This window comes from Nocardia sp. CDC153, assembly GCF_035818515.1.
In the GTDB taxonomy this organism is placed as follows: domain Bacteria; phylum Actinomycetota; class Actinomycetes; order Mycobacteriales; family Mycobacteriaceae; genus Nocardia.
The window spans coordinates 1,656,415-1,669,283 of sequence record NZ_JAYKYU010000002.1 but is presented as its reverse complement, the minus strand read 5'-3'; the positions used below and the strand labels follow the sequence as shown (position 1 = coordinate 1,669,283).

At 68.0% G+C, this 12,869-nt stretch carries 11 protein-coding genes; 5 read left to right on the top strand and 6 right to left on the bottom strand.

The window, feature by feature from the left end:
- The first annotated feature begins 32 nt into the window (after positions 1–32).
- Positions 33–290: a hypothetical protein gene (locus VMT65_RS16285; protein WP_326309035.1), complete on the top strand. Its 258-nt coding sequence runs from the start codon at positions 33–35 to the stop codon at positions 288–290.
- Here the strand turns inward: VMT65_RS16285 and VMT65_RS16280 are convergent.
- From VMT65_RS16280 to VMT65_RS16255, 6 genes are all read right to left on the bottom strand, one after another.
- The gene (locus VMT65_RS16280; protein ID WP_326309034.1) at positions 260–1,291 is read right to left on the bottom strand and encodes an ATP-dependent 6-phosphofructokinase; all 1,032 of its coding nucleotides are present in this window, start codon (positions 1,289–1,291) and stop codon (positions 260–262) included. The genes VMT65_RS16285 and VMT65_RS16280 overlap by 31 nt on opposite strands.
- Positions 1,292–1,368: 77 nt before the next feature.
- A complete protein-coding gene (locus tag VMT65_RS16275; RefSeq protein ID WP_326309033.1) occupies positions 1,369–2,241 on the bottom strand; it encodes a hypothetical protein in 873 nt (290 codons plus the stop codon).
- A gap of 197 nt (positions 2,242–2,438) precedes the next feature.
- On the bottom strand, positions 2,439–3,392 hold the full coding sequence (locus VMT65_RS16270; protein ID WP_326309032.1) for a hypothetical protein: 954 nt from the start codon (positions 3,390–3,392) through the stop codon (positions 2,439–2,441).
- Entirely contained in the window at positions 3,382–5,214 is a 1,833-nt protein-coding gene (locus VMT65_RS16265) for a serine/threonine-protein kinase (RefSeq protein ID WP_326309031.1), read from the bottom strand. Before VMT65_RS16265 ends, VMT65_RS16270 begins: the two co-directional genes overlap by 11 nt.
- A gap of 55 nt (positions 5,215–5,269) precedes the next feature.
- Positions 5,270–5,923, bottom strand: coding sequence for a response regulator transcription factor (locus VMT65_RS16260; RefSeq protein ID WP_326309199.1), 654 nt, complete (start codon positions 5,921–5,923; stop codon positions 5,270–5,272).
- Between the two features lie 29 nt (positions 5,924–5,952).
- Entirely contained in the window at positions 5,953–7,287 is a 1,335-nt protein-coding gene (locus VMT65_RS16255; RefSeq protein ID WP_326309030.1) for a sensor histidine kinase, read from the bottom strand.
- A gap of 183 nt (positions 7,288–7,470) precedes the next feature.
- On the opposite strand from VMT65_RS16255, the gene VMT65_RS16250 reads away from it, so the two are divergent.
- From VMT65_RS16250 to gatB, 4 genes are all read left to right on the top strand, one after another.
- Positions 7,471–7,818: a hypothetical protein gene (locus tag VMT65_RS16250; RefSeq protein ID WP_326309029.1), complete on the top strand. Its 348-nt coding sequence runs from the start codon at positions 7,471–7,473 to the stop codon at positions 7,816–7,818.
- 37 nt (positions 7,819–7,855) lie between these two features.
- Entirely contained in the window at positions 7,856–8,638 is a 783-nt protein-coding gene (locus VMT65_RS16245; protein WP_326309028.1) for an ABC transporter ATP-binding protein, read from the top strand.
- Entirely contained in the window at positions 8,635–11,130 is a 2,496-nt protein-coding gene (locus VMT65_RS16240; protein WP_326309027.1) for an FtsX-like permease family protein, read from the top strand. The genes VMT65_RS16245 and VMT65_RS16240 overlap by 4 nt, the downstream gene beginning before the upstream one ends.
- An 87-nt stretch (positions 11,131–11,217) precedes the next feature.
- Positions 11,218–12,732: an Asp-tRNA(Asn)/Glu-tRNA(Gln) amidotransferase subunit GatB gene (gatB, locus tag VMT65_RS16235; RefSeq protein WP_326309026.1), complete on the top strand. Its 1,515-nt coding sequence runs from the start codon at positions 11,218–11,220 to the stop codon at positions 12,730–12,732.
- Positions 12,733–12,869 lie beyond the last annotated feature (137 nt).

The following is a 12,869-nucleotide window of genomic DNA, read 5'->3' as shown; positions in this document are numbered from 1 at the left end:
CGGGCGACCGCCGGCGTCGGACACTGCTCTTCGTGGAAAAGGACGAAAAGAAAAAGGACGAAAAGCTCTGGTGGACGGTCGGATTGATCCTGGTGATCCAGGGCTTTGGCGCCGGAATCACCGATCTCGTGTGGCGGCATCCCTTCGGACTGCCCGCCCTCGCCATTCACTACGGTGCCCCGACCTGGATAACCTGGGTGGTCGGGGCACTCGGCGTGGCCGCCGTGGCGTTTGCGATTCGCCGGGAACGGCGGGCTGGTCAGCCGAAGAAGGCGGCGGCCTCGCGGTAGCGTTCCGCGGGGACCAGTTTCAGCTGCTTGGTGGCTTCCGAGAGGGGGACCAGTTCGATCTCGGTGCCGCGCAGGGCGACCATCTGGCCGAAGTTGCCCGCGTGCACGGCTTCCGCGGCGTGGACGCCGAAACGGGTTGCCAGGACCCGGTCGTAGGGGGTCGGGGTGCCGCCGCGCTGGACGTGGCCGAGCACGGTGACGCGGACCTCCTTGCCGATGCGGCGTTCGATCTCCGGCGCCAACTGCTGTGCCACACCGGTGAATCGGACATGTCCGAATTCGTCGATGCCGCCGTCGCGCAGCGTCATGGACTTGGGATCGGGCTGCGCGCCCTCGGCGACCACGCAGATGAAGTGCGAATCCCCGCGCTGGAAGCGGCGTTTCACCATGGCGCAGAGCTCGTCCAGATCGAAGGGCACCTCGGGCACCAGGGTCAGGTGCGCGCCCGCGGCGATGCCGGAGTTGATGGCGATCCAGCCCGCGTGCCGACCCATCACCTCGACCAGCATGACGCGCTGATGCGATTCGGCGGTGGTGTGCAGCCGGTCGATGGCCTCGGTGGCGATCGAGACCGCGGTGTCGTGGCCGAAGGTGGTGTCGGTGCAGTCGATGTCGTTGTCGATGGTCTTGGGCACGCCGACCACCGGCACGCCCTCGTCGGCCAGCCAGGAGGCGGCCGTCAGCGTGCCCTCGCCGCCGATCGGGATGAGGGCGTCGATGCCGTTGTCGTCGAGGGTCTGCTTGATGCGGGGGAGACCGGCGCGCAGCACATCCGGATTGGTGCGCGCGGTGCCGAGAATGGTGCCGCCCTTGGTGAGCAGTCGGTCGGTGCGGTCGTTATTGAGAATCTGGATCTTGCGATCCTCGAGTAGTCCCCGCCACCCGTCCTGGAAGCCGACGATCGCATCCCCCCAGCGGCCGTTCGCGGTCCGAACGACAGCACGGATCACAGCATTCAGTCCTGGGCAGTCTCCGCCTCCGGTCAAGACTCCGATGCGCATGCAGCCCATCTTGCCCTGAGATGACCGATCCGTGGTCCCCACCCCCGTGAACCACTGGTTAAAACCCCTTCGGCGGGTCAGTTGGCGGGGCAGGTGCCGCCGCGGAGTTCGTCTAGATGATTGCCGATGAGGGTGGCGATCTTGGTGAGGATGGCGGTGCCGTCGTCGAAGGAGCCGGAATTGGGCTGGACGGCAATCGCGATGGCGATCTGGCCGCCGTCGACCGGGAGCAGCCCGAGCTGTCGGACGAGGTAGTTGCCGCTGGTGTCGGGACCCCAGCCGCCCTTGAAGACCGCGCCGTCGAGGGTGCCCAGGCCCCAGCGCTGGGTGGAGCTGATCTTGCCCATGAGCGAGGTGATGACCTCGGACTGCGGCAGGCAGGGCAGCTTGGCGGTGAACTTCAGCTGGTTCGCCAGCGACCACTCGGCCTGCCCGAACGCCGAGTACTCCGCGCGGGCGCGGGTCGCGGGCACGGTGGTCTCGGTGTCGCCGCCCTCGCGCAGCACCTGCTGGACGGTCTGCGCGGCCACCTCGGGTGTGCCGAGCGACTGCCACAGCGTGTCGGCCGCGGTGTTGTCGGAGTACTCGATGGCATTGACCGCCGCCACCTGATTGCCCGGATTCTTGCGCAGCGCCGCCAGGGCCAGCGGCACCTTCATGCTCGACCAGGCGGGCCCGGTGCTCCAATCACCCAGTGCCACCACCTTGTCGCCGCCGACCGGCAGCACCGCCAGCCCCACCTTGCCGGCCAGCGTGGGCTGCAGCGTATTGACGAAATCCCAGGCCAGCGTGCCCGGTAGCGCCATGACGGTGGCGGGCAGGGTGTTGGTGGGCGCGGCCGCGACCGCGGATGTCTTGTCCGGCACCAGGACCGGCTTGCTGGTGCATCCGGTCACGAGACCGACCAGCAGGGCCAGCACGCCACATCCGCGCACGTACCGTGCTCTCACCCTCGCAACCTCCATCTGCTCCGGGAGCCCGGTGCGTTCCCTGTTCCTAGCGGACACACCTAAACCCGTCAATCGCAAGGATTGTTGTGGGTGCCGACGGTGGGGTCAAATGCGGTGGGTATGGGTGGTTTTCGGGGTGGATTGCCCGATTCGAGGTGTGCGCCGGGGGTTTTGACCTGCGCGGACCCCGAAATGTGTCAATGGGAGCAGAGTCCGCCGCGTAGGTCGGGCAGGTGGTCGCCGACCAGCAGTGCGAGCTTGTCCATCATGTCGGTGGCGTCGTCGAAGCTGCCCGAGGTGGGCTCGGCCGCCAGCGCCACCGCCACCGGCCCGTTCAGCGTTGGGATCAGGCCGAATTGGCGCACGGTGTACTTGCCGGTCTCGTCGTCGGGACCCCAGCCGCCCTTGAATTCCGCGCCGATCAATCGGCCCAATCCCCAACTCTGGCTGGGTGTGATCTCACTCATGAGCGAGACCACGGAATTGGCGCGCGGCAGGCACGGCAGTTTCGAGGCGAAGTGCACCTGGTCCGCGAGCGACCAGTCGGTCGCGCCGAAGGCGAGCAGATCATCGGATTCCAGCGCGGCCAGTTTGGTGTGGCGCGCCGCGACATCGGTGGTGGTGTCCCCGGCCTCGCGCAGAATCGCCTCGACCGCGTCGGCGGCCTGATTGCCATTGCCCAGGGAGTTCCAGAGTTCCTGTGCCGCATCATTGTCGGAGAAGGTGATGGCGGCCTCGGCGGTGGAGCGCATGCCCTCGGGATCGTGGCGCAGTGCGGCCAGTGCCAGGGGCACCTTGATGGTGGACCAGGCGATGCCGGTGCTCCAGTCGCCGAGCTGGGTCATATCGCCGCCGCCGACCGGCATGACGGCGATGCCGACGCGGCCGTCGAGCGCGGCCTTCAGATCGGCGAAATCCGCTGCGAACGCGAGGCTTTTCGGCAACCCGAACAACTCGGGCAAATCGGGCGCGATCATGTTCGAGGACGGCAACTTGGAGCTGTCGCCGACCGGCTTGATGCCATCGGACTGCGACGAAGAATGGTGTGGCGCACCGAGATTCACGCTGCACGCGGAGACGGCCAGGACGGCCGCCAGGGCCAGCCCGCGCACAAACCCCTTGCGACAGGCCGGAATCGGATCAGTAGACATACACCACCGCGTTCTCACCACCGACGCAGGTCACCAATTTGCCTGCGGCCGTGCAGTTCATCGTGTAAGACCGGCCGGTCACCGGGCTCACTGCCACCACACTAACTGCCGAACCCGGCCGACTCGCAGCCGCGTCGGCATAGGCCCGGCGAACCTCTTCCGCGAAAGGACAAGTCGTGACCGTGTTTCCGATCGCGGAAGTGGCGTAACCGCCGAGCGCCGCGTACACCGGTGGACACGACGTCGCTCCCGTCGGCAATTGCACGGTGGTGGGAGCCGTGGTCGTGACCGTCGGGTTCGCCGATTGCGAACGCGGAGCGGACGTGGTCCCCGGAACACCCTGTGCTGCCGTCGTTATGGGTGTTTCGTTGCCGGAGCGGTCGAGGACTTGCCAGCCCACCGCACCGGCCACCGCCGCGCCCGCGATCACCAGGACGCCGATCGCCACCGGGACCGCCACCGAGCGCCGGCGCCGCTGGCGGGCGCGCGGCGGATCGGTGTAGACGACCGCGTGCTCGGCGGTCGGATACAGCGAGTCATCGGGGGCGGGCGCGTACGGAAACTCCTGCGCCTGAGCGTGTCCCCACGCGGCGTGTTCCTGGGCGTCGGCCGGGAGCGGGGTGTAGTGGAAGTCGCTGACCCGCACCCGGGTCGGGTCCGAGGGGCGGATGACCGGAAGGTCGCCGGAGGGCGAGGAGTCCTCGGCGGCCGGGAACGAGCCGGTGATGTAGGCCGGAATCGAACCGGTGGGTGTGGTCAGGCGTGGACTCGGTTGCCGCAGGGTCGGATCGGCATTGCGGGGTTCGCCCTGCGGTGGCGGTGTCGAACCGCCCGGAAGCACCGTCGTCAGCGGACCGAAGGGCCCCGCCGCGGGCGGCATGACCGTGGTCGGCTGTGCCCCAACCGGACCCGGCTGGGCACCCACGGGCGGACCCGGCGGTACGGTCCGGCCCGGGCGTGGTGGCTCGCCCGGCGGCGGCACCGGACGGCCACCCGCGAGCGCCATCCGGGCGGCCCGGGCGAATTCGCCCGCCGTGAAGAACCGGGCGTTCGGGTCCTTCGCCAACGCCTTGGCCACCACGGCATCCAGCTGCGGCGGAATCCCGGCGCGCAGCATGCTCGTCGCGGGCGGCGGCTCGGACAGGTGCGCGCGCACCAGCACGCTCATGTTGTGCGCCGGGAACGGCTTCTCCCCGGTGAGGCACTCGTGCAGCACGCAGCCCAGCGAATAGATGTCGGCGCGACCGGACACCGGCCCGGCGTCGAAGCGTTCGGGGGCCATGTAGGCGTAGGAGCCGATGGCCGTACCGGTCATGGTGATGGTCGAATCGCCCTCGGCCCGGGCGATGCCGAAGTCGGCGAGATAGGCGAAATCCGCGTCGGTGACAAGGATGTTCGCGGGTTTGACGTCGCGGTGCACCAGGCCCGAGTAGTGCGCGGCGTCCAGCGCGGCCGCGATCTGCTCGATGATCCCGATCGCCCGCAGCGGCGGCAGCGGCCCCAATTCGTCCAATAGCGAACGCAAATCACGCCCGCTCACCAGCCGCATATCGATGTAGAGCACACCGTCGATCTCGCCCCAGTCGTGAATGGGGATGATGTGCGGTTCCGCCAGCCGCGCCGCCGCCTGCGATTCGCGGCGGAAACGTTCCTGGTAGGCGGGATCTTTCGCGAGCTCGGAGGGCAGCAGCTTGAGCGCGACGACCCGGTCCTTGGAGGTGTCGTAGGCCTGGTAGACCTCTCCCATACCGCCCCTGCCCAGCAGCGAGCGCAACTCGTACGGCCCGAACCTGCTTCCGGCCCGCGATGGCGGTGCATCCACCCCGTCAAACCTCCAACTCTCGGGAGGGCAGCAGACGAGATCCGCGACCCACCCTCTAGGGGGTGGATTCTCCCGGTGCCACTACGCCGTGGTCAAACGCAAAGACAATGGCCGCGGGCCGGTCGCGTAACCCAAGCTTCCCGAAGATATGTCCCACATGGCTCTTCACCGTTACCTCCGAGATACCGAGTGTGGCCGCGATCTCAGCGTTCGACCGGCCGCGGCCGATGAGTTCCAGCACTTCCAGCTCCCGAACGGTCAGTTCGGACAGGCGATTGCCGCCGGGCGCGGGCGCGGGACGCGCCGAACGATAGGTCGTCAGGACACGCGGGGTGACGGTCGGATCCAGCCACGACCCGCCGGACGCGACGGTCCGGACCGCGCGGATCAGATCCTCGGCGGGGGAGTCCTTGAGTATGAATCCCGCCGCACCGGCACGCAGCGCGCCCGACAGCAACTGATCGTCGTCGAAGGTGGTGAGCACCAGCACCGGGGGAGTGTCGGCAATGGTCCGCAGCGTGCGGGTGGCCTCGATCCCGCCGATCCGCTTCATGCGCAGATCCATCAGCACGACATCGGGGGTGTGCGCGGCGACCGCGGCGGGCACCTCGTCGCCGTCGGAGCATTCGCTCACCACGAATCCGTCACGCCGGCGCAGGATTCGGCGCAGTCCACCGCGCACCAACTCCTGATCATCCACGACCAGCACACTGACCAGTTCCGCGTCGGTGCGGTCGTTCACATGCCCTCCCGAGCAGGCTTGGCGATCATCGTTTGCAGAATTGTGCGCAGATGCTCCTCGGCGGGCGCTGCCGGGCACAGGAATTGGCCGTTGAGGGGGATGCGGGCGTGTACGCGCCAGCCATCGCCCTCGGGTCCGGCGGTCAGGCTGCCATTGACCGGTGCGATGCGCTGATGCATACCGGCTATGCCCATGCCGCGGCCGATCCGCGGGCTCGCGTTGCCGGGCAGCGTATTGGTGGCGGTCACGTCGATGTATTTGGCGTGCAACACGATTCGTAGGACGGCCCGCTCGCCCGGGGCGTGTTTGGCGATATTGGACAGCGATTCCTGGCAGATCCGGTACAGCGTCAGACCGAGCCCCGCCGACACCGTGGACGCGTCGCCCTCCAGCCGATAGTCGATGGTGAGGCCCGCGCGCACGAAATCCTCGACCAGATCCGCGATATCGGCCAGGCCGGGTTCCGGTATCAGCGACGACCGCCGGCCGAGCAGGCCGACCGTGCGCCGAATATCGGCCATGGCCTGCCGCCCCAGACGTTCGGCGTCGGAGAGCGCGTCGATCGCCTCGTCCACGTCTCGATCGGTCTGCAGGGCGTGGCGGGCGGCGGTCACGTGCAGCAGTGTCACGCTCAGCGAGTGCGCGATCACGTCGTGCACCTCGCGGGCGATGCGGCGGCGCTCCTCTTCGGCCGCGGCGCGGGCGCGGACGTCTTGGTTTTCGCGTTCTTGATAGAGATAGCGGCGCTGATAGTTCAGCATTCGCCCGGTCATCCAGCCCATGACCATGGCGAGGCTGTACCAGACCAGACCGTCGACATGACCCCGTATCGCGAAGAAGGCCAGCTCCGCGCCCATGATCGCGGTACACGGCAGGCTGATCGCGGTCGACGCGGTCGCGGCGATCTCGCCCGCGCCGATCACCAGTAGCCCGGGTGCCATATCCGTCGACACCGGTTGAATCAGGAACAGGGCTTCGGCGAACACGACGAGTCCGGCCATGAACACCGGATGCGGCGGGACGTTGAAGATCACGCACGGCGGACCGATCAGGGCGATGATCAGCAGCGCGGCGAGCGGGACGAGGCTCGGGAAGTATCCGGCGGCGTACCGCTGGGCCACGGCACCGGCTCCGGTCGTCAGCAGGACGAGGTCCACCAGCGTGACCAGCGCGACGGGATAGTCGTATCCGAACTCCTCGACGTAGCGCCGGTACTCGCTGATCGGGTGCCGCAGAAAGTGGCGGACGCGCTCGCGACTGCCCTGCGTCCACTCGCGTAGTTCCCGCGCCGTCCGCCCGATTGCTTCAGGGGTGGCGCTGGTCACGTTCATTCTGCAAGGCTATCCCCCGAATCAGACAGCGTAAATCGTTCGGTGGCAGGGGCTGGTCTCCTACCGGAGTAGGAGGCCAAGTCGGGTCCGCGGCACGAAGACAGGGCCGGACGGCGATCGTAGTTTGAGGACAACGGCACACGCGCCCGCCACGAGCTGGGCGCACCTAGAGAGGTTGAGGCCATGTCCTGGGCAGACTTTCACGCTCGTACCGACATCCTGCACACCGTCCTCGATCGGGCGGCTCACTGGGATTTCGAAAAGAACCCGGCCGATCCCAGGTTGTTCGACGACATTCCGGACCTCGCCCGGTTGTTCGGCGGACCCGAGGGCGTGCTGCTGGCGCTGCGCAATCGCTGGGAGAATCACCTCAACGTCAAACTGGATCACGCACTGGCACAAGGCAAATCGGCACCGCAGGTCTGGCAGGAACTGGCGTCCGAGCAGCCTTCACTGCGCGCGATCCTCGACACCTATGACACCGATCGTTTGTATGCGCGCCATCCGCGGGCGCGGGCGATGGCCAGCTGACCACAGCGGCGGCCATCGAAGTTAGAGGGGAACGGACATGCTGGAATTGACCGACGTCGTCAAGGAATACCGGGTGGGTGAGCAGAGTGTGCGCGCCCTGGACGGGATCGACCTGCGCATCGAGGCGGGGGAGTTCACCGCCATCGTGGGGCCCTCCGGTTCGGGCAAGAGCACACTGCTGCATCTGCTCGGCGCGCTGGACTCACCGGATTCGGGTTCGATCCGGTTTCAGGACAAGGAGATCGGCGATCTGGACGACGACCGGCAGTCCGAATTCCGCAGACACCAGGTGGGTTTCGTCTTTCAGTTCTTCAATCTGCTGCCCACGCTGACCGCCTGGGAGAACGTCGCCATCCCGAAACTGTTGGACGGCACCGGATTGCGCAAGGCCAAGCCGCGCGCGCTGGAGTTGCTGGATCTGGTCGGACTCTCCCAGCGCGCCGAGCACCGGCCCGCCGAACTGTCCGGCGGGCAGATGCAGCGGGTCGCGGTGGCGCGGGCGCTCATCATGGATCCGCCGCTGATCCTGGCCGACGAGCCCACCGGCAACCTGGATTCCAAGACCGGCGCGTCGATCCTGCAGCTGCTCGCGGATATCACCAAGGAGGGCAACTCGGTGGTCATGGTCACCCATGACATGGGTGCGGTGCGCTACTGCGACCGGGTGATCAACCTGCGCGACGGGCGGATCGGATCCATCGACCGGGTCGAGCGCGCCGATGACGGCGAGGTTCGCACCGTCCCCGAGGAACTCACCGCCGCCATCCCCACCGACGCTGCCACCGACGCCGCCGATGACGCCGGGGCGGTGCGCGCATGATCCGTGCGGCATGGGATCGGTTGCGGCTGTTCAATATCGGTGAGCTGTTCGCCCACCGCGGTCGCACCACCATGGCGATGGTCGTCATGGGAGTCTCGGCGGGACTGCTGGTTTCGGTGTTCAGCATCTCCGGATCCATTACCGGATCGGTGGACAAGCTCACCCACAGTCTCGGCGGCAAGGCGTCGCTGGAGGTCAGCGGCATTACCGACGCCGGATTCGATCAGTCACTACTGCAACAGATCCGGTCCGTCGGCGGGGTCGAGACGGCCGTGCCGATGCTGCGGCAGTCGATCGGGGCCGACGACAACCGGGCGCTGCTGATCGGCGCGGATCAATCGGTCGCCCAGCTCGGCAGCGACCTCGGCGGGACGCTGAAGGATCAGGCAAGCAAGCTGCTCACCGTCTCCAACGGAGTGCTCGTCGGGTCCGCCATGGGACACCAGGAAGGCGACAAGCTCCAGCTCGGCACCGTGACCGCGACCGTCGCGGGCGTCATCGACGACGGCACCGCCGCCAAACTCAATGGCGGGCATATCGCCATCGCGCTGCTGCCGGTGGCGCAGAAGATCACCGACCGGGTCGGGCGGCTGGACTCGGTGCAGATCATCGCCGCGCCGAATACCGATGTGGACCAACTACGTTCGGATCTGACCAAGGTGGTCGCGGGCCGGGCCGTGGTCGCCGACCCGGATCTGCGCACCGCGCAGGCGGGCGGTGCGCTGACCCTGGTGCGCTACTCCACGCTCGCATCCTCTGCGGCCGCGCTCATCGTGTCCTCGTTCCTCATCTACAACGCCATGAGCATGGCCGTGGCGCAACGCCGTCCGACGCTGTCGCTGCTGCGCGCCATGGGCGGCAAACGTGCGCCGATGGTGCATGATCTGCTGGCCGAGGCGGCGCTGCTCGGGCTGTTCGGTGCGATCAGCGGGTCGATCATCGGAATCTTCATGGGCCGCACCGCGATCCATCAGCTGCCCGCCGCGATTGTGAATTCGGTGGAGTCGCGCACCGAATACGAGGTGCCGGGATACGCGGTGCCGGTGGCGATCCTGGCCTGCGTGCTGGCCAGCGTGGCGGCTGCCGCCATTGCCGCGCGGCAGGTGTACAAGGTCGCGCCCATCGAGGCGCTGGCCCCGGTCGGCGTGGGTGCCGCCGACGCCGTGAAACCGGTGATGCGCTGGGCCGCGGCGGTTCTCGGACTGGCGATCGTGGTCGGCGCGGTGGTATTGGCGCGGGCCGATATCGGCAGGCTCTCGATCGGCTCCATCTCGCTGGCCATCACCGGAGCCGTCTTCCTGTGCTACGCCGCCACCGAACCCATCGTGCGCGCGGTCGCGGCGGTGGCCCGAACCTTCGGCGCCCCGGGCGCTTTGGGCGCGACCACCATCGAGCGGGCCCCGCGCCGGGTGTGGGCCACGGTCATGACGGTGATGATCGCGGTGACCGCCATCGTGGCCATCGGCAATGCCAGCCGCAATATGGTGTCGGCGGCCACCGACAGCTTCGAGGGTCTGGCGCGCACCGACGTGTTCGTCAGCCCGACCGCCATGGAGCAGTTCCCGACCGGGCCGCTGCTGCCCTCGGATCTGAAGGAGAAGCTGCGCGCCATCCCGGGTGTCGGCCAAATCGGTTCGGCGCAAATGGCTTTCGCCACGCTGGGGCGCGGTCGAGTCATGTTGCAGGCCTACGAGGGCGGTGTGGCACGCACCTCCGCGCTGGACAATGTCAGCCAGGCCGATCTGGGACGCATGGCGCGGGGTGAGGGCGTCGTCATCTCCCGCGACGTGGCCCGCTCGCTCGATGTGCACGAGGGCTCGGACCTGACCCTGCCCACGCCGACCGGTGAGCACAAGGTGACGGTGCTGCGCGTCGTTCCCTACTTCTCCGCCATCGCGGGCGTGGTCGTGCTGGATCTCGACGTCATGCGCCAGTGGTACCAGCGGCCCGGTGAGACCATCATCGGCGTCGACTTCGCGCCCGGCTCGGATCACGCGGCGGTCATGGCCGCCGTGCGCGCGGCGGTGCCGGCCGATATTCACGTCGACACCGGACGCCAAGCGGTGACGGCGATTTCGTCCAGCGTCCGGCAGGGCACCTCGATCAGTGCCGCCATCCTCTGGATCGTGGTACTGGTCTCGGCCGTCGCCCTGCTCAATACCCTCATGCTGTCGGTGCTGGACCGCCGCCGCGAACTCGGGGTGCTGCGGGCCATGGGCACCAGCCGTCGATTCCTGCTGCGGGCGGTGCTCACCGAGGCGGCGGGCATCGGCGTGATCGGCGCGGTCATGGGGCTCGTGGTCGGGTCGGCCGTGCACTATCTGGCGACCTTCGCGCTCGGGCACGCCATCTCGATGGATATCGCCTACCACCCCAGTCCGCTGCTGGTGGCGTACGCGATCATCGCGCTCGGGTTGTCGCTGCTGGGGGCGCTGCCGCCCGCGCTGCGTGCGGCCCGGCTGCCGATCGTCGAGGCCATTGCGGTCGATTGATCGAGCACTGCCGTCGACTGATCGGTTCGATCGCCCGGTCCGACCGCCCGCGAGGTGGTCGGACCGGGCACTAATAGGATGGTGCGCATGAGCGCAGCGACCGTGGACTTGATGGACTACTCCGATGTCATCGACCGGTACGAACCGGTGCTCGGCATGGAGGTACACGTCGAGCTGGGCACCGCGACCAAGATGTTCTGTGGGTGCCCCACCGAATTCGGCGCCGAGCCCAACACCCAGGTGTGCCCGGTCTGCCTGGGCCTGCCGGGCTCGCTGCCGGTGGTGAACGAGAAGGCCGTCGAGTCCGCGATCCGCATCGGGCTGGCGCTGAACTGCTCCATCACCCCGTGGGGACGGTTCGCACGCAAGAACTACTTCTACCCGGATCAGCCGAAGAACTACCAGATCAGCCAGTACGACGAGCCCATCGCGGCCAATGGCCACCTGGATGTGGTGCTCGACGACGGCACGGTGTTCCGCGTCGAGATCGAGCGCGCCCACATGGAGGAGGACACCGGCAAGTCGCTGCACGTCGGTGGCGCGACCGGTCGCATTCACGGCGCCTCGCACTCGCTGCTCGACTACAACCGCGCGGGCGTGCCGCTCATCGAGATCGTCACCAAGCCCATCGAGGGCGCGGGCGAACGGGCGCCCGAGGTGGCGCGCGCGTACGTGACCGCGCTGCGCGAGGTGCTCAAGTCGCTCAACGTCTCCGACGTGAAGATGGAGCAGGGCTCGATGCGCTGCGACGTCAACGTCTCCCTGATGCCCAAGGGCGCCAAGGAGTTCGGCACCCGCACCGAGACCAAGAACGTGAACTCGCTCAAGAGCGTCGAGGTCGCGGTGCGCTACGAGATGCGGCGGCAGGCCGCGGTGCTGGTCTCGGGCGGCTCGATCCTGATGGAGACCCGGCACTTCCACGAGACCGACGGCACCACCTCGTCCGGCCGCATCAAGGAGACCGCCGAGGACTACCGCTACTTCCCGGAGCCGGACCTCGAGCCCATCGCGCCCGACGCCGCCTGGGTCGAGGAACTGCGCGGCACCATTCCGGAGTACCCGTGGCTGCGCCGCGCCCGCATTCAGTCCGACTGGGGTCTCTCGGACGAGGTGTTCCGCGACCTGGTCAACGCCGGTGCGCTGGACCTGATCATCGCGACCGTCGACGCGGGCGCGTCCGTGGACGCCGCGCGCTCCTGGTGGGTCGCCTACCTCACCGAAAAGGCCAAGGAGAGCCAGGTTTCCCTGGAGGACCTGCCCATCACCCCGAAGCAGGTTGCCGAGGTGGCCGCGCTGGTCGAGGCCAAGACCATCAACAACAAGGTCGCCAAGCAGGTCGTCGACTTCGTCCTGGCCGGTGCGGGCGAGCCCGCCCAGATCGTCGAGGCCAAGGGCCTCGGCATGGTCTCCGACGACTCCGCCCTGCAGTCCGAGGTCGAGAAGGCCCTCGCCGCCAACCCCGACATCGCCGACAAGATCCGCTCCGGCAAGATCCAGGCCGCGGGCAAGGTCGTCGGCGACGTCATGAAGGCCACCCGCGGCCAGGCCGACGCCGCCCGCGTCCGCGAACTCGTCCTCGCCGCCTGCGGAGTCGAGGGCTGATCTGAATCAGCCTGCGGCGCACGGCTGACCCTGTGCGCCACGGCGTCCTACCTCACCCACCAATTTCTCGTATCGGGGCGGGCGGCAACAGCCGCGCGCCCCGCGCCGTCGAGTGATCAAGGGCGGTGCCCACCCCC

What these genes read in the sequence shown, in the direction of transcription:
- gatB (WP_326309026.1), top strand. Translation starts at nt 11,218, where the DNA reads ATGAGCGCAGCGACCGTGGACTTGATGGACTACTCCGATGTCATCGAC.
- VMT65_RS16280 (WP_326309034.1), bottom strand. Translation starts at nt 1,291, where the DNA reads ATGCGCATCGGAGTCTTGACCGGAGGCGGAGACTGCCCAGGACTGAAT.
- VMT65_RS16240 (WP_326309027.1), top strand. Translation starts at nt 8,635, where the DNA reads ATGATCCGTGCGGCATGGGATCGGTTGCGGCTGTTCAATATCGGTGAG.
- VMT65_RS16255 (WP_326309030.1), bottom strand. Translation starts at nt 7,287, where the DNA reads ATGAACGTGACCAGCGCCACCCCTGAAGCAATCGGGCGGACGGCGCGG.
- VMT65_RS16250 (WP_326309029.1), top strand. Translation starts at nt 7,471, where the DNA reads ATGTCCTGGGCAGACTTTCACGCTCGTACCGACATCCTGCACACCGTC.
- VMT65_RS16245 (WP_326309028.1), top strand. Translation starts at nt 7,856, where the DNA reads ATGCTGGAATTGACCGACGTCGTCAAGGAATACCGGGTGGGTGAGCAG.
- VMT65_RS16270 (WP_326309032.1), bottom strand. Translation starts at nt 3,392, where the DNA reads ATGTCTACTGATCCGATTCCGGCCTGTCGCAAGGGGTTTGTGCGCGGG.